7 protein-coding genes are annotated in these 19,087 nt (G+C 73.7%); 3 read left to right on the top strand and 4 right to left on the bottom strand.

What is annotated here, in order from left to right:
- Positions 1-121: 121 nt before the first annotated feature.
- Positions 122-7,438: a hypothetical protein gene (locus IF37_RS0134415; RefSeq protein WP_216725869.1), complete on the top strand. Its 7,317-nt coding sequence runs from the start codon at positions 122-124 to the stop codon at positions 7,436-7,438.
- 53 nt (positions 7,439-7,491) lie between these two features.
- Here IF37_RS0134415 and IF37_RS0134410 read toward each other — a convergent pair whose 3' ends face one another.
- Entirely contained in the window at positions 7,492-8,877 is a 1,386-nt protein-coding gene (locus tag IF37_RS0134410) for an NAD(P)/FAD-dependent oxidoreductase (RefSeq protein ID WP_030752037.1), read from the bottom strand.
- Positions 8,878-9,469: 592 nt separating this feature from the next.
- On the opposite strand from IF37_RS0134410, the gene IF37_RS0134405 reads away from it, so the two are divergent.
- A complete protein-coding gene (locus tag IF37_RS0134405; protein WP_052845529.1) occupies positions 9,470-11,506 on the top strand; it encodes a BTAD domain-containing putative transcriptional regulator in 2,037 nt (678 codons plus the stop codon).
- An 817-nt stretch (positions 11,507-12,323) separates the two neighbouring features.
- Here the strand turns inward: IF37_RS0134405 and IF37_RS0134400 are convergent.
- The 3 genes from IF37_RS0134400 to IF37_RS0134390 all read right to left on the bottom strand — a co-directional run bounded on the left by IF37_RS0134400 (position 12,324) and on the right by IF37_RS0134390 (position 18,065).
- A complete protein-coding gene (locus tag IF37_RS0134400; protein WP_030752031.1) occupies positions 12,324-15,665 on the bottom strand; it encodes a right-handed parallel beta-helix repeat-containing protein in 3,342 nt (1,113 codons plus the stop codon).
- Between the two features lie 394 nt (positions 15,666-16,059).
- Positions 16,060-16,908: an MBL fold metallo-hydrolase gene (locus tag IF37_RS0134395; RefSeq protein ID WP_030752025.1), complete on the bottom strand. Its 849-nt coding sequence runs from the start codon at positions 16,906-16,908 to the stop codon at positions 16,060-16,062.
- Positions 16,909-17,069: 161 nt separating this feature from the next.
- Positions 17,070-18,065, bottom strand: coding sequence for a GlxA family transcriptional regulator (locus tag IF37_RS0134390; RefSeq protein WP_037857753.1), 996 nt, complete (start codon positions 18,063-18,065; stop codon positions 17,070-17,072).
- A gap of 70 nt (positions 18,066-18,135) precedes the next feature.
- Between IF37_RS0134390 and IF37_RS0134385 the strand changes: the two genes are divergently transcribed.
- Positions 18,136-19,071: an NADP-dependent oxidoreductase gene (locus IF37_RS0134385; RefSeq protein WP_037857762.1), complete on the top strand. Its 936-nt coding sequence runs from the start codon at positions 18,136-18,138 to the stop codon at positions 19,069-19,071.
- Positions 19,072-19,087: the final 16 nt, after the last annotated feature.

The raw sequence follows: 19,087 nt of genomic DNA, 5'->3' as shown, positions 1-19,087 counted from the left end.
CCGGGCGGATCTCGCCGAGCAGTTGCGCACCGCGCACGCCGTGCTGCGCGAACGGCATGGTGACGGTGGCCTCTTCGAGGATCGCTGGCAGCAGCATGTACGGGAGACCACCAGCGCGCGGGTGCTGGAGCAGCGCCTTCAGTACGCGGAAGCCCGTGAGGAGCGGTTGCGGCAGGGCCGGGCCGTGTTCCGCGATGCGGCAGACGAGTTCGAGGACAGCGGCAGTCTCACGAAGGGGCCGCCGCTGGGCGAGGAAGGACGTGAGCGGCTGGCCCGGGCGTTCGACGAGGACGTCGAACACCTCCTTGACGCGGACTGGTTCAGTCGCCCGGGCCACGTCGATTTCCGCCGCCCCCCGCGCCCGGACGGCGAGGACGGCGCGGGCGCCGAGCACGGCGAGGACGGTGCGGGCTCCGAGCACGGCGGTCGGCCGGCCGCCGGTGGAGGCGAGGCGCCGGGCACCTCCTACCAGGAGGCCCTGGACGCCCTGAGGAGCGCGCTGCCCCGGCGCATGGTTCACGAAGCGGAACGCCAGCACCTCTTGGAGCGGGCCGGCCGGGACTTCCACGCCCTGGCCGGACACCCCGACAGCCCCGCCCACCACTACGACGTCGACGAACCCACCCTGGAACGCCTCGGCGAGGAGTTCCGTGAGGACACCCTGCGCGTCCACGACCGGATCCAGTCCGACGCCGACCCCGCCCTCGCCCCCGCGAGCGAGGAACGACTCGCCGCCTGGCTCCACCACGAAGCCCGCCACGAGAACGCCTTCCACCGCGCTTACACCACCGCACGCACCACCCCCCCACCCCACCCCCGAACCTCCGGGGACCCCGGCGCACCGGACGCCCGCGGCGACGCAGCCGCCGGCGCCCTCCCCGGGACCGGCACCCGGCCCGGCCCGCACACCGGAGCCTTTGCCGCGGACCCGGCCGGCGCACCCGTCGACCCACCGCCGGCCACGCCCGGCACGGCTCCCGGCTCTCCGGCGCGGACCCCGCAACGGACCACGGAACCGGGGCCGGTACGGGCCGCGGGGGAGGACGCCCCGGACGTCCGGGTGACCCGCCGGACGAGCACAGTGGACCGCGCCGGCGAGGACGGCGAAGCACCGCACGGGGAGCAGGTGCGTCTCACGTCCGGCCCGCCCAGGACAGATGCCCGTCGGCAGGAAGGCGCGGGGGCCCTGGCGGAGGGCGCGCGCAGGACCCCGGGCGGACTTCTCGGCGGAGCACCCGCGCATGAGGCCGCCGACAGGGAGGTGGCGGAGCAGCCGGTGCCCGGAGGGTCCCGGAGCAGCGGTCGTCGCGCCGCCGGGCCGACGCCGGCCCGGGCCGACTTGGGGGCGTTCGCCGCGGCGGTGCGGGAGGAGCCCCTGCTCACGGGACTGTCGCCGGACGTGGTTCGCGAAGCCGTCGGGATCCAGCAGCGCTGGAACCCGACCACCGTGTCGATCGGCGACGATGCGGGCACCCGACTGCGTCGGGAGCGGTGGTGGGGCGAGGTGCGCCAGGTCGCCCTGGCGCTGACGGAGCACGGCACGACGGCGGCCGAGGCCAAGGCGCGTGAGTTCGCCCGGACAACAGCCGGAGCGGTGCCGGGTGCCGGTGGGCGCGGCGGACCCGGTGACGCGGCGCCGCACGGTGACGCATTGTCCGCCGAGGAGCAGACGTCCGGGGCGACCGGTTCCGAAGGCGGGGGTCCGGCTCCCGCCAGGCCGGACGGTACCGTCACCCCGCACCCGGTGACCGAGCCCTCCCTGCCCGAGGCGGTCGCCCGCCTGGCACGGGACGACGGTGCCGGTGAGCTGGGCCTGGTCCACTTGGCACCCATCCCCGAGGAGCCCGTCGCGCTGCTGCGGGCCCAGGTGATCCGGGACCTAGCCGACCGTCCCGGCGGGCGCCCGGGCCTCCTGGGCACGATGAGCGCCTGGGCCGGGCAACTCGCCGGTGGCCACCGGAGCCTTGAGGACGCCCTGGCCGAGCGCCTCACCCCCGCCGCTCTCGCGGCACGCCAGCGCGACCTCCTGGGCAGCGGGGGCGTGGAGATCGCAGAGCCGTTCCGCTCCCGCGGCATTCCCTACGTGCTCCGGGTGCGGCAGCGGCTGGCCGCCCCGCGACAGGCCGTCCTCCGGCTGGCGGACCGGCCCGGTGGAGTGCAGCACTGGACGCTGCCCACGACCGCCTCCGGGGTGTCGGGCGGGAACAGCGATGTGCGGACCGGCAGCCTCGCCTGGCCCCGGCCGTTGGCCCTCACCGGCTCACACGCCCCGCAGTCCGCCGCGATCGGCCCCCGGATCTCCGCCACCGTCAACCAGCGGGCGACAACGGTGTCCGCGTCCGTCACGACCCGGTCGATCAACCTCCAGGGCGCGCACGCGGAGCACTCCGAGCTCTACCACTACGACGCCACGTTGGAGTACCGGCTGACGACGCCCACCGAGGAGACGTACTCGGCGGGACCGGGGGCGCAGTCCTGGCAACGTGTGCCGGGTCTGTCCTGGGAGCAGCCGGCCTTCTTCCCCGCCCACCTGCTGCGCGCGGCCGGGGAGAGCCCGGAGACCCGGCTGAGGCCGGCGCCGTGGGAGGTCGTCAAGGAGCAGGTCCCGCTCGTCGGCGTCGATGCCTTCCCCCATCATGAGCTGCTGTACCTGGCGGTCCTCGAAGGCTTCCCGGAGGTGCGTGACCTGGCGCCGGAATCCCGGGAGGTGCTCAGGCACTACTTCTCCGAGGGGAACGTACGCGGCGGCTTCGTCGTCCCCGCCTCGCCCCTCCTGCACGACACCCGGGGCACGGCGGTCGGTTTCTTCACGTTGCAGTTCGACCTGGTCTGGTCCGACTCCACGGGATACCTGGGCCGGACGACCAACACGGTGCTGGAGTCCGGCGACATCATCCGGGTCACGTCGTCCGCCACCGGGTTGTCCGTGACCAACGGCGTCGGACTGAGCGTGAGCGGCGACCTGGGCTGGCTGGGGGGCGGACTGCACCTCGCCGGCAACCTCGGCACCCAGTACCGGGAGAGTCACGGCATCAGCACCTCGCACGGAGTTCTCAAGTCCTTCGGTCTGCGCTCCTCCGCGCCCCATGTGCTCCAGCGGGCCGAGCTGAGGCCCAGGATTCGCCTGGTGCGAGCCGAGGGCGCCCCTCTGGAGCCGCGGGGCGGACCGCTGGCCTCCGCCGACGCCGCGTACCCGGTGACCCTGCGGGTGCCGGCCGCCGCTTCGGTACAGGCGCCTCCCGGCCGGACGCCGACACGTGTGCATCCGCCGCGTGACGTGCGCGAGAACGCGCCCGGCCTGTTGTCGACCCCGGTGGGCATGACCGGTGCCGAGGGTCTCTTCGGGGAACTGAGGAACGTACTCCACGGGCTCGGCTACCTGCCGGGTGAGGGAGCGGCCTCGGGTGACGCCGTGACGAACCGGCACCGGCTGGTCAACGCCCGGTTGCTGGAGGAGGCCCGGACCGCCGCGGGACTGCGCGACCTGGTGACCGAACCGCGGGTGCTGGTCTTCGAACTGCCCGGGCCGATCGGCGTGTCGCGGCTGGCCGTCAGGGTCGGTGTGGAACCGCTCCGGACCGGTGAGCCGGACGCGGAAGTCTCCCACCTGCTGTTCGCCCCGGACATCAGGGTCCTCAACTTCACCGCGTCGTTCGGTGAGGCGACCGAGCAGCGCACCCGCAGCACGGCGGCACTCAGCGCGGGTCTCTCCGTGTCGGGCGGCGGCCCCGTCAGCGCCTCGGCCGGCCTCAGCGGTGAAGTCGGATACGGCTACAGCCGGCAGTCCGGAGTCACCGACGCCGCCGCCACCTCGATCGGCGAGGAGCAGTACTTCATCAGCTCCCCGGGTGTGCACATCACGGAGCGACCCGGGCTGCTCCGGGCACGCTTCTCGTACGAGAACATGACGGACCTGGCCGCCGAGGTGCGGGTGCGCATGGCCGTCCCCGACTACCGGATGCTCGAAGAACCCGGGCAGGACGGGGCCACTCCCCGGCCCCGCATCCGCGACGTCACCGCGGAGGACGAGACGACGCTGGCCCGCCGTGCGGCCGGGGAGGAACCCCGCTTCTACCCCCGGGCCGCGTTCCTGGAGCGGCTGACGGCGGCCGAGGCCGTCCAGGAGGCGGTGCTGCGCGCCGTCGGTGCCGGACCGGACGCCCGGGCAGCCGGGGCGGCCGGCGACGCCGGAGAGGCCCCGGCCCACGAAATGGCGGACCTGGGACCCAGGATGCCGGGCTCCTACGACGACAGGGGCGACACGGACCGGGAGCCGCGCCGTCCCTCGCACCTGTCCTTGGCGGCCGGCCGGCTGCGGGAGGCCACCGTCGGCGAGGACCCCCGGAACCCCGCCTCGATGCTTCCGGTCCTGGTCCGCAGCGCGCTCTCGCTCTCCCATCTCCTCGACCTGCTCCCCGCCATGATCCGCGACCCCGGTGGTGTCCTGGTCCCCCTCGGTGACGTCCAGGTGCAGCTGCACGCCTATCTCACGGATGTGCGGCGGCTGCCCCGCGCCTCCGACGGCGTGGTGACCGAGCGGTGGCACATGGCCGGCAGCGGGACGGACGTCACCGGCTCCCACGGCGCCGGGCACACCCCCTCGGGCACCTTCGGAACGGTCGCTGCCCCGATCGGGTTCTCCGCCCGTTACGGCGAGGGCTTCAGCGGCGGCGCGGGCACGACCCGTTCGGACCGCAGCACGAGCTACCGCATCACCACCGAGGAAGGCCCCTTGCCCGGGCACCACTTCCGGGCCGGCCTGGTCGTGACGGCCAAGGTGCTTCCCGGCCGGCCCGGGCTGCTGGCCGGCCTGCTGCCCCGCCGGCCGGAGCGGACCGTCGCCGTCGAGGCGGCGGAGGCCGTCGACTTCCTCGTGCACGCCACGGACCTGCACAAAGACGCCGGACTGTCCGCACTCGTCGCACGCACCGACGCGGCGCCCCCCAGCGCCCCCGAACCGGCGACAGCGGCCGGCCCCACGTCAGGGGCCCACACCACGACGGCCGCCGACGCCGCGACGTCCGGCCCCGCACCGGCGGCCGTGCCCGACAGGCCGCTGCCCGCCTCCTTCGTCGCGAGCGGAAACCTGGGTCTGGCGGCCGTCACGGAGATCGCCCCCCACCCCGGACACCCTCATCTGATCGACGAGGTACGGCGGACGGTGAACGCCGTCGCCCCCGGTGCCCTCACCCCGGGCAGCACCTCCTACACCCCGCAGGCCGCCAAGGCCGTGCAGGAGATGACGTCCGAACGCGGCCTGGCCCAGGCCGTCGCCACACGGCACATGTCGGTGTCCTTCCCCTACACGGGATGGCTCGGCCCCTATCTGGTGACCCTGTCGGTCAGAGCCGATCCGACGCCCGGGTTCGAAAAGGTCCGCGGCCGGCCGACCGTGTCCGGCAAAGGCCTGGAGACACAGCTCCTCCGGTCCACCGGCGAGGGCTCGGCACTCGCCGGACCGGGCGCCACGGCACACAGCTCCTCCGACAGCCGCAGCAGGGCCGTCAACGTCACTTTCCCGGTCAAGGGCCTCGTCGGCGCCTCGCTCGGCGACGGCAACGAGCACAGCAACACCTGGGGACGGACGCACACCCGGGACCGACGGGTGTGGCTGCACGCCGGCGAGCACACCGTCCTGGAGGCCACCGGCGTGCCCTACACCGTCCACGTCGAAGCTTCGGCCCGGTCACTGGAGAACGTCCTGGGGATGCTGCCCCGCCTGCTCCTGCCCCGGGTCGTCCACGACGGCGCCGCCGTTCTCGCGGACGCGCTCCTGCGCGCGAGCCGGCTCGACGGGGCGGTCCGAGCCCCGCTGCGCGCGTCCGCGGTGGCCGCGATCACCGCGACCATCCGCTTCGGCGGCGTGAACGAGGCAACCGGTCCGGAACACTGGCCCGGCCCCGTCGTCACACCAGTGGTCGTCTCCGACGACCCCGCGGAGGCAACGGCGGCCCCGGGGGACAGCGTCACCGTCTCCTTCGGGCCCATCCTGCGCACCGGCGCCTGGAGACCGCGCGGACCCTTGGAGATCCATCACTTCGACGCCCTGCCCCACCTCGCACGGGCTCTGCGCGAGGTCGCACCGGCACTGGAACGGAGAGAGGGGCCGTCCGCACAGACGCTGTCGACCGAGGGCCTGCTGATTCGGCTGCGGGAACTCATCCGCACCGACCGGCTGGTCGAACTGAAGGCCGAGAACGTCGCCCCGTTCGTCGGCGGCCCCGGAGTCGACGGCCCGGCGCTGCGTGTCCAGTTGTACGACCCCGTGACCGTCTACGCCGGTGTGGACTTCTCCCAGGACGACATCGAGGTCACCTCCTCCGGCGCCACGTCCGGCGTGACCGCCAGAACGGCCCCGACCGCCGGCCTGAGCGGCGGCCAGGGCTTCAGCCTCGGGGCCTCGGCCGGGAACCGGCCGCAACGCGGGCGGACCGCGGGCATCGGCCGGCAGGAACGCCTCTACCTCCGCGCCGGCACCACGCAGCCGTCACCGGACGGCACAGGGGTCACCGGCTACCAGGTCGCGGCCGTCGCCAAGGTCACCGTGCGCGGTCCCGACGGGGCCCACCGGTACGTCCTCGGCAACATCCACCTGCGCACCCTGGACCGGCCGCCGTCCACCGCACTGAACCGGGCGGAGTTCTCGGCGGCCGCGGACGACGCTCTCCGGGCCGTCGCACGCATGCCCGACACCCGACCGGAGACGCCGAACCCGGCCTTGCGGCTCCTGGCGGAGCTGCGGGACGCCGTCCTCCTGCCCGACCGGGCGGGCACGCGACCCGCCGCGCTCCCGGAGAGCGTCGAGTGGCAGCGGCTCGACGGGAGCCGGACCGCGGTGACCCGGGTTCTCCGGGAACGGGGCGAGGGCACCTTCGCGCTGGTACTGGACACCTCCCCGCGGACCGGTGGCCCCCACGCCCTGGCCGCCTACCACACCCGGGACGGCGGGGTGCTGTGGACCGCCCTCGACGTCCGGGACGGCGGCCGGCTCCTGCCCGACGACGCCACCGTCCCCGGGGACGACACCGTCGTCGCCCTGTTCGACCGGACAGGCGTACCCATCAGGCACCCCGACGACGTGACGGGTGCGTCCCACACCGGCACCACCCGGCCGCAGGCCGTGGCCGGAGTCCAGGCCGCCGACGCGGCCGGCGCCCGCGACCGGGCCACCGTGGACAGCGGCGCCGAGTACATCGCCACGGAAGACATCGCCACCGAGGAGAGCGGCACCGAGGAGAGCGGCACCGAGCACATCGCCACCGACGACAGCGACGGGGCCGGCCGCGACGGTGCCTCCGGCACCCGCGCGGTGGAACAGCGGATCCTCGACATCCTGCGGGGAGACGACCGGCCCCGGCGCACCCCGTATCCCGACCCCCACCCGACCGACGAACAGGCCGCACACGGCACCGGCGACGCGAACGCCTTGGGTTCGTAGCACTATCCCCACGGGGGCGGGGCCATCGATGCCCGCCCCGCCCCGCACTCGCTTCAGTCCACCCAGCTGGTGAACAGCGCGTTCAGTCCCTCGGCCATGGTCGGATGCGCGATGATCCCGTCCCGGAGCCGGGTGAAGGGCAGGCCGGCCCACATGGCCGTCTGCACCACGGTGAGGACTTCGGACGAGTCGGGGCCGAGCAGCGCCACCCCCAGGATCTCCTCGGTGTTCCGGTCCACGACCGCCTTCCACAGGCCGCGGGTCTCGCGCATGGTGCGGGCCCGCGGAATGGCCTTGACGGGCAGCCTCGCGACCCGGACGTCGCGGCCCGTGGCGCGGGCCTGCTCCTCGGTCAGTCCCACCCGGGCCAGTTCCGGGTCGGTGAAGAGGTTCCACGGGACCAGGCGCCCGGCGGTGGTGCGCGTACCGCCCGTGATACCGGCCTTCACGACGCGGTAGTCGTCCAGCGAGACATGTGTGAACTGCGGACTGCCCGCCACGTCGCCCACCGCCCAGGTGTGCGGGGCGTCGGTGGCAAGGGTGTCGTCGACGCGCACGAAGCCGCGTTCGTCGGTCCGCACCCCCGCCGCGTCCAGACCCAGATCCCGGGTCACCGGGTCGCGCCCCGTGGCAGCGAGCACGTCGTCGGCGACGAGTGTCCGGCCGTCCTCGAGTGTGAGGCGCACGGCGTCCTCGCGGGCGACATCCTTGACGGTGACCCCCGTGAGCACCTCGACACCGTCCTCACGCAGGCACTCGGTGAGCACCCCGGAGATGTCGGCGTCCTCCCGCGGCAGCAGACGCGGACCGCGGTCGAGTACCGTGACCTCGCTCCCGAAGGCCGCGAACATGTGCGCGAACTCCAGGCCGACGTAGCCGCCGCCGATCACCACGAGACGCTCCGGGATGCGCTCGAGATCCATGATCGTCTCGCTGTTCAGCGGTGCCGCGCCGGCCAGCCCCGGCACCGAGGGCAGGTGCGGGACCGTGCCGGTGTTGATCACGACGTCCGCGCCACGCACCACCCGGCGTCCGCCGTCGTTCAGGTCGATCCCGACCGTCCGCTCCGCCACGAAGCGCGCCGTGCCGAGGACGAAATCCATCCCGCTGTCCAGGAACTGGTGATGGTTGAGGGCCACCATGTCCGCGACCACGCCGTCCTTGTGGGAGCGCAGCATGCGCACGTCCACCTCGAGCTTGCCGATGCTCAGTCCGAGCGACTGGGCGGCGGCGGCTCGGCGGGCGAGCCGGGAACTCGTCACCAGGGACTTGGTGGGGATGCACGCCACATTGACGCAGGTGCCCCCGATCATGCCGCGCTCGACCATGACGACTCTGCGACCGGCTCGCGCGAGGTCCATGGCCAGGGTCTTTCCCGCCTTGCCGCCGCCCACCACCAGCAGGTCGACGTCCTCGACGACGTCCCGGGAATCGATCATGACTGTACGTCCTTCGCAGAGGCGAACCGGTTGTGGCCGGCGGTGACCGGAGCCACGATGGTGCACCGGCCCGGTCACCCCCACGCCTTAGCATCGTCCCTTCCCGGGCGCCCGGCATCCGCGAATCGGCTGGTGCTCCGGCGGCAGCCGTCCCGCCCGGCCGCCGTAACGGCTCGCACCAGGCCTCTTCCGCCGGAACGGGCTCCACCGGGATGAGCCCGTCGACGGACGGGTGCCGGCACTCCCGGCCCGTCGGGCGCCGTGCCCGCCACGGCCGCCGCCGTGCCCGCCCGGCCCCGGCCGACGCACGAGGCCCCGCACGCGGGAGTGAGTCATCCGACCGATGCCCGACGTCGCGGCGGACCCTAGGTTTGTGCCACGGGACCGGCCGGTCGGCGCATCAGTCCGGATCCCGTCGTGCGGGCGCTCCTGGTTGCCCGGAAACGGGCCGCGGCGCGCCGGGGTCCGCCCGTCCGGCCCGGGGGCTCCGCACCGTGACGAGCGTCCGTGCCGCACTGTCGCCACGGCCGGGTCCGACGGCGGGCCGGCACGCAGCGTGACGCCGAAACCCGCGGAACGAGTGGAGACTGCCATGATCACAGCAAACCCCACCGCGGGGAGCGAGCCGCGCGACGACGTCCGCTTCCGCGTCCTCGGCCCGGTACGCGCGTGGCGGGCCGGGGTGGAGTTGCCGCTCGGTCCCCGCCAGCAGCGGCTCGTCCTGGCGGCGCTGCTCGCCCGGGCGGGCCGTTCCGTCTCACTGGCGGAACTGGTGGCCCTTCTCTGGGAGGGGGACCCGCCCCGCAGCGCGGCCAACGCGGTGCACCGGTACGTCGGTGTGCTGCGGCGCCTGCTCGAACCGGGACTGCCGGCCAGGGCGCCTGGGAGGTGGCTCGTGCGGCAGGGCGGCGGCTACCTGATGCGGGTCGGCCCGGACCAACTCGACCTGCTGGCGTTCCGCGCCTCGCTGCGACGGGCCCGGGCCGCGGTCACCGCCGGGAGCGCGCAAGAGGCGGTGAGCTGCTTCGGTGCGGCTCTGGAGCAGTGGCAGGGACGGTGTGCGGCCGATCTGGAGACCGTCGTGGGCGACCACCCGCTGTTCGCCACCCTGGAGTTCGAGTACGTCGCGGCGGTGACGGAGGCCGCGGACGCCGCGCTGTGCAGCGCCGCCCCTCCTTCCGTCCTCCAGGCCGTGCGCCAGGCGGCGCGGCGTCACCCCCTGGACGAGCGACTACAGGCGCGGCTGATGCTCCTGCTCGCCTCGGACGGCAGACAGGCCGAGGCCTTGCTGATGTACCGGCGTGTGAGCACGATGCTGAGGGACGAACTCGGCGTGGAGCCGGGGGCGGAGCTGCGTGCCGCGCACGAGCGCGTCCTGCGCGGCCGGACGGAGGACCCCCGTCCGTCGCCGTCCGTCGCAACGGCCCCCGGCACCGCGGTGGGAACGGGTACGGGTGGCGCCGTACGGCCGGGGCCCGCCCGGGAAGAGGAGCGCCGGACCCCGCCACCGGCGCACCCGGTGCCCGCCCAACTGCCGGCGGACCTGCCCTGTTTCACCGGCCGGGAACATGCCGTGCGGCAGGCGCTGGATCTCGCCGGGGAGACCGGCGGGGCCCTGCCCGTGCTGGCGATCGACGGCATGCCCGGTGTCGGCAAGACCGCGCTGGCGCTGCGCGTGGCCCACCGGGTGGCGCCGCGTTTCCCGGACGGCCAGTTGTTCGCCGATCTCGGGGGCTTCACGTCCGGCAAGGGCCCGTCGGACCCGGGCGCGGTGCTGTACGGGTTCCTGGAGGCACTGGGGCTGCCGCGGTGGCGCATCCCCGAGACGACGGACTCCCGGGCGGCCCTGTTCCGCAGTGTGCTGGCCACCCGCAGGATCCTGGTCGTGCTGGACAACGCTTCCGACGTGGAGCAGGTCCGCCCGCTGCTGCCGGGTGCCTCGCAGTGCATGGTGGTGATCACCAGCCGTCGGCGGCTGAGCGGACTCGCCGCCGCCTTCGGGGCCCGGCTGACCGGTCTGGACGTGCCCTCCACCACGGAGGCGATCGGGTGCTTCCTGCGACGGGCCGGCGTAGGCCGCCCCGACGAGGGCGCCGGCGCGGTCGAGGAGATCGTCGAGCTGTGCGGTCGCCTGCCCCTGGCCCTGAGCATCGTGGCCGCCCGCGTGCTGGGCCGTCCGGACCAGCCGCTGAGCCGGACGGCGGCCGAACTGGCCGCGGCCGGGGAAGGACTCGACGGGTTCAGCGACGACGACCGCGGCAACGACCTGCGTGCCGTCTTCTCCTCGTCGTACCGCACGCTGGGTCCCGACGCGGCGCGGATCTTCCGGCTGCTGCCCGCGTACCGAACGGCCGAGTTCGGCACCGGGGAGCTGGCGGCCGTGGCGGGTCTGCCGCTACAGGCGGCGACCGCGGCGCTGGGGGAGCTCGTACGCTCCGGGCTCCTGACCCCTCTACGGCGTGACCGGTACGGGGCACATCGCCTGGTCCTCGCCTACGCCGCCGAACTCGACCGCGGGGCGCGGCAGCGGCCCGCGGGAGTTCCGCGTGCGACCGCCCGCCGGGCCGCGGAGCACGTGGAGGTGGCGCACCCCGGCGTGGACGACGTGCGCATGATGACGGCCGCGTGAGCCGGCGTCCCGGCTGCCCGGGACGCCGGCCGGCCCGGACCGGCACCCCGGTGGGCGCTCGCGCTGCCGCCGGTGGCGGGTGCCGGGAGTGCCGCCGGTGGCGGCGCGGGAAGCGGGCGCACATCGCCGGCGCCGGGCCTCCGGATACCGGCGGCTGCTCCGCCGGAACCGTGGACGGCGGCCCGCGCCTATGCGGTTGCCGGCCGGAAGGGTCCCGGCGCCGGAGCGGGACCGGACGGCGGCGGGGACGGCTCACGCGCTCGGGCACCCGTGGTCGGGGGGTGCGCAAGCCGCCGGCGTCGGGGGTACGCCGTGCGTGAGCCGCCCGACGCCGGGCCCGGCAAGTGGCCGGGCCGGGGAGTGGCTTCTCGTGCGGCCGGTCAGGCCCATCAGAACAGAAGGCGTCGCCGGCTGTCCAAGACAGATCCGTCATCACTCGATGCCGGTCCGGCATCGCCGGCCACGGTCACCCCTACGGCGGGCGCCGGCGGGCCGACGGCCCGTCCACGGCGCGGTTCGTGACCGTCGGGTGTGCCGCACAGCCGGCGGCTGTCACGGACCGCGCCGCCCGCGGCGGACAGGGCGCCGGGGCCGGCCTCCCACCCGGACGGGCGGCCGCCGTCGGACCGCTCCCGCCGGCCCCTTCACCCGCCGGCAGGAGCGTCGGGGCCGTCCCGCAGCCGAGGTCGCCCCGCAGCCGAGGCGGTCGCCCGGCCCTGCCGCAGGGCGCCGCGGGCGGGCCCGGGGGCCTCAGGGCATCGAGACCTTCACCTCGCCCGTCCGCGGGTGTCCCGGGCACACCTCGCAGGCCGCCTTCTCAGGCCGGCGTCTCGGCGGCCGTCGCCGCGAGGAAGGGCAGGTCCTCCGGCAGCAGCCGGGTGAGCGTGATCATGTCCGGGTTCGCCACACCGCCCAGCCGTCCCGCCTGACGCGTCATCATCTGCTCGACCAGCTGCCGGGCCAGACGGGCGTTGCCGAAGGACCGCGAGCGCGGCAGGGCGTCCAGATGGACCCGCAGCGCCTCCAGCGTCTCCGGGGCGCACTCGTACCCGGCCGTGCCGGCCTGCTCCTGGACTATGGCGAGCAGCTCGTCCGTGGAGTAGTTCTCGAACTCGATCCTGCGGGTGAAGCGAGAGGCCAGTCCGGGGTTGGACTCCAGGAAGCGGCCCATCTCGTCGGGGTAGCCGGCGACGATGACGACCACTTCGTCCCGGTGGTCCTCCATCAGCTTCAGCAGCGTGTCCACCGCCTCCCGGCCGAAGTCCTGCGGCGAGTTCTCCGGTGTCAGGGTGTACGCCTCGTCGATGAACAGCACGCCGCCGAGGGCTCGTTGGAACGCCTCGGTGGTCAGCTGGGCGGTGTGGCCGATGTAGCGGCCCACGAGGTCGGCCCGCGCCACCTCGACGAGCTGGCCGCGCGGCAGGACACCGAAGGAGCGCAGCAGGTCGGCGTAGAGGCGGGCGACGGTCGTCTTGCCGGTGCCGGGCGGCCCGGAGAAGATCAGGTGGTGGCTGATACGGGGGGTGGGCAGCCCGACCGCGGCCCGCTGCCGGTAGGCGGACAGCAGGTCGACGATGCCGCCCACCTCGCGCTTGACGGCCTCCAGACCGGTCATGGCGCGGATCACCGCGAGAACGTCGCTCTCACCGGGCCCACTGGTGCCGGAGCGGATCTGTGCCGCCTCCTCGTCCCCCACGTCCTCGGGCAGCATCAGGGTGAGGTCCGACTCGCCGGCGTCCGGCAGGGACGCCAGCCGGAGCGACTGGCGGTCCACCATCTCCTCGAACACCTTGCGTGCGGCCCGGCCGTTGCCGAAGGTCGCGTCCCGGCGCATGCCGGAGAAGTGCACGTGCAGCGCCTGCCGGGTCTCCGGGGCGAGCCGGTAGCTGTGGCTCGTGCACATGTTCTCCGTGATGGTGACGAGTTCGTCCACGGAGTAGTTGTCGAACTCGATGGTCCGGGTGAACCGGGACGCCAGACCGGGGTTGGCGGAGAGGAAGTCCTCCATCTCCTTGGAGTAGCCGGCGACGATGACCACCGCCTCGTCCCGGTGGTCCTCGATCAGCTTGACCAGGGTGTCGATGGCCTCCTGCCCGAAGTCGACACCCGAGCCCTTGCTGTCCGACAGCAGGGTGTACGCCTCGTCGATGAAGAGCACGCCGCCCAGCGCCTTGCGGAAGGCCTCGGTGGTCTTGATGGCGGTGCCGCCGATGACCTGCGCGACGAGGTCCGACCGGGACACCTCGACGAGGTGCCCGGACGGCAGCATGTCGAGGCCGGCGAGGATCGAACCGTACAGCCGGGCCACCGTGGTCTTGCCGGTACCGGGCGGGCCCGCGAAGACCAGGTGCCGGCTCATCGGCGGTGCGGGAATGCCCAGCTGGGCGCGGCGCTGGGTCAGCCGGCCGAGGCTGACCAGCATGTTCACCTGCTGTTTGACCCCCGACAGACCGACCAGGGCGTCCAGCTCGGCGAACGGGCCCTCCGCCGGGGGCCCGCTCTGCGGTGCCGTGGCCGGATTTCCCCCCGCCGTCTCGCCGCCGCCCGCGGCCGGTTCCGCCGGTCGCCAGTCGTCCGGCAGGCCGTTGTCCGAACTGTCCAGACGCTCCACCGTCAGCGCCGGGCCCGGCCTGGTGTGCCGCAGTCCGGCACCCTGGTTGGAGTGCACCGTGCAGCCGGTGACCGTGATGGGCGCGGTGCCGTCCAGGCGGATGCCGTCACCGGTGTTGCCGGTGAGCACGCAGTCGGTGAGGGAGCCCTTGCCGCCGGCCGACACCAGGACACCGTGCGCGCGGGCGCCGCTGACCCGTACGCGCGTCAGGGAGACGTCGCCGCCGTTGTCCACCGCGATTCCCGAACCGGCACTGCCGGTCACGTCGCAGTCGCGCAGGGAGGCGTTGCCGCCCTGCGCCACGGACACCCCCGCCTTGCCGGCCGTCTTGAAGGAAGAGCCGCCGAACTGCGGGTGCCCGCCCGGCTCCACCCGTACGGACGGCCCCGTGCTCTCCTGGACCTCGCAGTTCTCGAAGCGGCCCTTGCCGCGGTCACCGACGACGATGCCGGCGTCGCGGGCGGCCGTCACCCGTACCCGTCGCAGCACGGGGCGTGCCCCGGACCGCAGGACGACACCCGGACCGTGCGTGCCCGACACGTGCGCGCCCTCGATCTCCCCCTCGGCTTCGTCGGTCAGCAGGAAACCGGACTCGCCGCCGCCCTCGACCTCGGTGTTCAGCAGGTGGGGCGCGCTGGACTGCCCGATGTGCACGGCCGCCTGCGCGGCTTCGGCGAAGACGCAGTCGGCGTAACGGCCCCGGGCACGTTCGGTCAGGAACAGCCCGCTGCCGCCGGTGCGGATGGTCGAGCAGCGCGACAGCTGCGGGTCCGAGCGGTTGGCCACGGCGAAACCGTGTCCCGTCGTGTCGTGCACCCGTACGCCGGTCAGCTCGGTCCGTGCGGCACTCGCCAGGTAGACGCCGAGCGCGCAGTCGTGCACGGTCGTGCGGGTCACACCGACACCGGTGGAGTCCTCCAGGGCGATGGCGGGCCGGTCGGTGGAGGAGATGTCGCACCCTTCCAGCCGGCCCACGGAGCGGCCGTTGGCCAGGACCCCGTTGCCGCGGGCGTCGCGCAGGGTGCAGCCCCGTACGACGATGCGCCCGTCCTCGCTGATCACGATGGCGGAGGTGCCCATGTGCTCCAGGGTGCAGTCCTCCAGGACGCTGCCCACCGCCGAGGTCTCCACCACGCCCGCGCCGTCCGGGTTGGTGACCCGGCAGTTGCGCATCGCCAGGGACCCCGTGCCCCGGCTGAGCAGTGCCGTCCAGCCGGACCCGACGACCTCGCAGCCGTCCAGGGCCACCTGCCCGCGGACCGCGTCGACCACCGGGAGGTCGTCCTCGTTGCCGCGCAGCACCAGGTCGGTCAGGAGGACGGCGTCCGCGGCCAGGGTCACCGCCGTGCCGTTGCGGGGCGCCAGTTCCACCGACCCCCTCGGACCGTCGGCCACGATCGTGACCTGCGCGCGGATGGTGAGATTCTCGGCGTACACGCCGGGTCGGAGCCGGATGACCGTGCCCGCGCGGGCACGTGACAGGGCGGCAGCGATGGTCGAGTGGTCACCGGCGCCGTCCTGGCTCACGGTCAGTGTCGTGCGTGCCACGGCCGATCCTCCTCAGTGTGCAGCCGCAGGTCGTTCCGGCTCCGGCTGCCGGCCGGCAACCGGACCGATGCGGTGGTGCGTGTCCGGACTCCCGCATCACCGCCGGGCCGCCCTGGGCGGCCGAGTTGCGCGCGGCAGTTCGGGTGGTGCACCTCTGAGGGTATCCAAGGAACACGTGTGGCCACGAGCTTACCTGCACGAGGGGCCGACAGAATGTCCTCGTCGTACGTATCTGCTGCACATGTTGCACCGGATACACCACACATGTGCGGTTGGCGCCGTGGCCGGGCGGGTGCGCGTGCGGGTGGCAGGAGACCTCCGCGGCGCCGGGCGGAGGGCCCGCCGCGCAGTCGCTCACGACGTGACGGGCCCTCGGACGGCGACGGGCGCCGTGTCAGGTGACGGAGGTGCCGGGGAAGATGTGCTCGGCGGACTGGAAGAGGATCGTGGGGTTGATCCGGGCGAGGTGCCGCGCCGTCATCAGGTCGGCGAACTCCTTGGCGTCCCGTGCCACCGCGCTGAGTTCTTCGACGTCCCGGAGGTACCGGCGGGTCTCGTCGAGGTGGCGGGGGTCGTCATCGCTTCCGGGGGCCTTGTGCCCGGCGACGACGGCCTGCGGACGCAGCGCCGCGATCTTGTCGATGGCCGTGACCCAGTCCCGGCGGCGCTGGGCATCGCCCCCGGCCAGGGCGAGGTGGACGCTGTTGTAGACGATGTCGCCCGCAACCGCGAGACCGAGGTCGGGGACGTGGACGAAGGTGGTGTCCTGGGTGTCGCTGTCGCCTGCCTCCACGAAGCGGACTTCATGGCCTTCGAGGTCGAAGGTGTAGTCGTCGATCGCCGTCGGCACGAGGATGTCCTTGACGAGCTGGCCGGGGAACTGGCCTTTCCAGTAGTCCATGAGGCTGGTCGCATGGTACTGGGCGAGCGCCACGGTCCCCTTGGTGCCCAGGATCCGCGCATCGGGGAACCGCTTGGCCACCTCCGCGAAGCCGAACCAGTGGTCGCCGTGGCCATGGGTGGCGTACATGGCGAGCAGGTTCTTGCCGGACGCTGCCACCCAGTCGGCGACCTCGCGGGCCCGCTCCTCGGTGTGCGGAGCGTCGATCAGGATGGCGTCGCGCTCGCCGTGGATGAGGGTGGAGGAGATCGGGGACCAGGCCGGGACCGGCCGTACGGAGGTGCCGTCGGGCAGCACCGCCGGCGGGGGGAGGGTCACCAGGACGTCATAGCCGAGAGTCATCACTTCACCGCCCCTGCCGCGTCGTGCCGGTCGCCTGGAACCCACCGCAACGGTATGTCGACGTCGTATCGTTCATGGGTCCACGGTCCGGCCTGACGGAACGTCACGCAACGGAGCGACGGCCAAGTAGCGCCAGGACTCTGCCAATCGGGGCCGGCGTGCTATGCGGATGCCTCGGCACGGACCGACCGGGCGGTCGCGGCGGCGGCCCGGAAGGTGCGGCGGTAGGCGAGCGGGGAGACGCCGAGTTCGGCGCCCATGTGCTGGCGCAGTGAGGCCGAGGTGGCGAAGCCTACGTCGGTGGCGATCCGGTCGATGCCGAGGTCGCTTGATTCCAGCAGGTGGCGGGCACGGTCGAGGCGCTGCTTGATGATCCATTGACGGGGTGGCAGGCCGGTCTCCTCGCGGAAGCGGCGGGCGAAGGTGCGCAGGCTCATGTGGGCGTGTTCGGCCAGTCGCGGGACGGTGAGCGCCTCGTCGAGGTGCTCCAGGGCCCACTGGCGGGTGGCGGCCGTGGAGGAGGCCGGGTCGTCGGGGACGGGCCGGTCGATGTACTGGGCCTGCCCGCCGTCGCGGAAGGGCGGTACGACGCAACGGCGGGCCGCGCGGTTGGCGAGTTCGCTGCCGTGGTCGGTGCGGATGAGGTGCAGGCACAGGTCGACGCCGGAGGCGGCACCGGCGGAGGTGAGGACGGTGCCGTCGTCGACGAACAGGACGCCCTCGTCGAGGCGGATGTGCGGGTACCAGCGGCGGAAGTAGGCAGCGCATTCCCAGTGGGTGGTGGCGGGGCGTCCGTCGAGCAGGCCAGCGGCGGCGAGGATGAACCCGCCGGTGCAGATCGAGGCGATGCGGGTGCCGGGGCGGATCCGGGTGAGCGCGGCCGCGACGGGCGCGGGCAGGTCGCGGGTCAGACGCGTGGGCTCGATCGGGGTGACGATGACGGTGTCGGCCTGCTCCAGGATGTCCGGCCCGTGCTCGGGCATGACGGTGAAGCCCGCGTTGGTGGCGACCTGACCGCCGTCCGCCGAACAGACGCGGACGTCGTAGCGGCCTTCGGCGGCACCCAGGATCCGGGCCGGGATGCCCAGTTCGAAGGGGTAGACCCCGTCCAGGGCGAGGACGGCTACGTGGTGCGGAGCGCACCCGGAATCGTTCATGGCAGAATTCTATCGACTATTGACCTGTCGGCCATTGCCGGTGATCGTCGATGGGCAGACGGTGGAGGGCATGAACGACACGATGCTCACCATCAGCCAGGACGAGTTCGGCGGCCCCGAGGTCCTGAAGCCCGTCACCGTTCCCGTTCCGGAGCCCGGCCTGGGCGAGATCCTGATCAGGGTGCACGCGGCGGGTGTGAACCCGGTCGACACCTACAACCGCGAGGCCGGCGCGCTCATCGGCGAACCGCCGTTCGTGCTCGGCTGGGACGTCTCCGGAACCGTCGAGGCCGTCGGTGCCGGCGTCACCCTGTACGGGGTGGGCGACGAGGTGTTCGGGATGCTGCCCTTCCCGCACGGCCACGGTGCCTTCGCCCAGTACGTCGTCGCGCCGACCCGCGCCTTCGTGCCCAAGCCGGAGAATCTCGGCCATGTGCAGGCCGCGGCCCTGCCGCTCGCCGGGCTGACCGCCTGGCAGGCCCTGGTGGAGACCGCCCGTATCGGCAAGGACAGCCGCGTCCTGATCAACGGCGCGGCCGGCGGCGTCGGCCACCTGGCCGTCCAGATCGCCAAGGCACACGGCGCGCATGTGGTCGCCGTGGCCTCCGCCCGCAACGCCGACTTCGTACGCTCGCTGGGCGCCGATGACGTGATCGACTACACCACCACCGACTTCACGCGGACCGTCCGTGACCTGGACGCGGTACTGGAGGCCGTCGGGGGCGACTACCTCGTGCGCGCTCTCGACTGCCTCAAGCCCGGCGGCATCATCGTCACGACCCTGCCGCACACCCTCGCCGACGCACTGCCGGAGGCGGCCCGCCGAGGCGTCCGCGCCGCCGGACTGTTCGTCGAGGCCGACCGGATCGGCATGAGCGCCCTGGCCGAGCTGGCCGCGTCCGGGCGGCTGGTCCCCACGGTCGACGCCACCTACCCGTTGGAGCAGGCCGGTGCCGCGCAGGCCGCCAGGACGGGCCGCGGCAAGACGGTCGTCACCGTCGCCTGACGCCTCTGTCCGTCCC

Source organism: Streptomyces sp. NRRL S-31 (genome assembly GCF_000718775.1).
Lineage (GTDB): Bacteria > Actinomycetota > Actinomycetes > Streptomycetales > Streptomycetaceae > Streptomyces.
This window is presented reverse-complemented; position numbering and strand designations above follow the sequence as displayed.

Coding starts and splice junctions, on each gene's coding strand:
- IF37_RS0134410 (WP_030752037.1), bottom strand. CDS start 8,877: ATGATCGATTCCCGGGACGTCGTCGAGGACGTCGACCTGCTGGTGGTG.
- IF37_RS0134405 (WP_052845529.1), top strand. CDS start 9,470: ATGATCACAGCAAACCCCACCGCGGGGAGCGAGCCGCGCGACGACGTC.
- IF37_RS0134395 (WP_030752025.1), bottom strand. CDS start 16,908: ATGACTCTCGGCTATGACGTCCTGGTGACCCTCCCCCCGCCGGCGGTG.
- IF37_RS0134390 (WP_037857753.1), bottom strand. CDS start 18,065: ATGAACGATTCCGGGTGCGCTCCGCACCACGTAGCCGTCCTCGCCCTG.
- IF37_RS0134385 (WP_037857762.1), top strand. CDS start 18,136: ATGAACGACACGATGCTCACCATCAGCCAGGACGAGTTCGGCGGCCCC.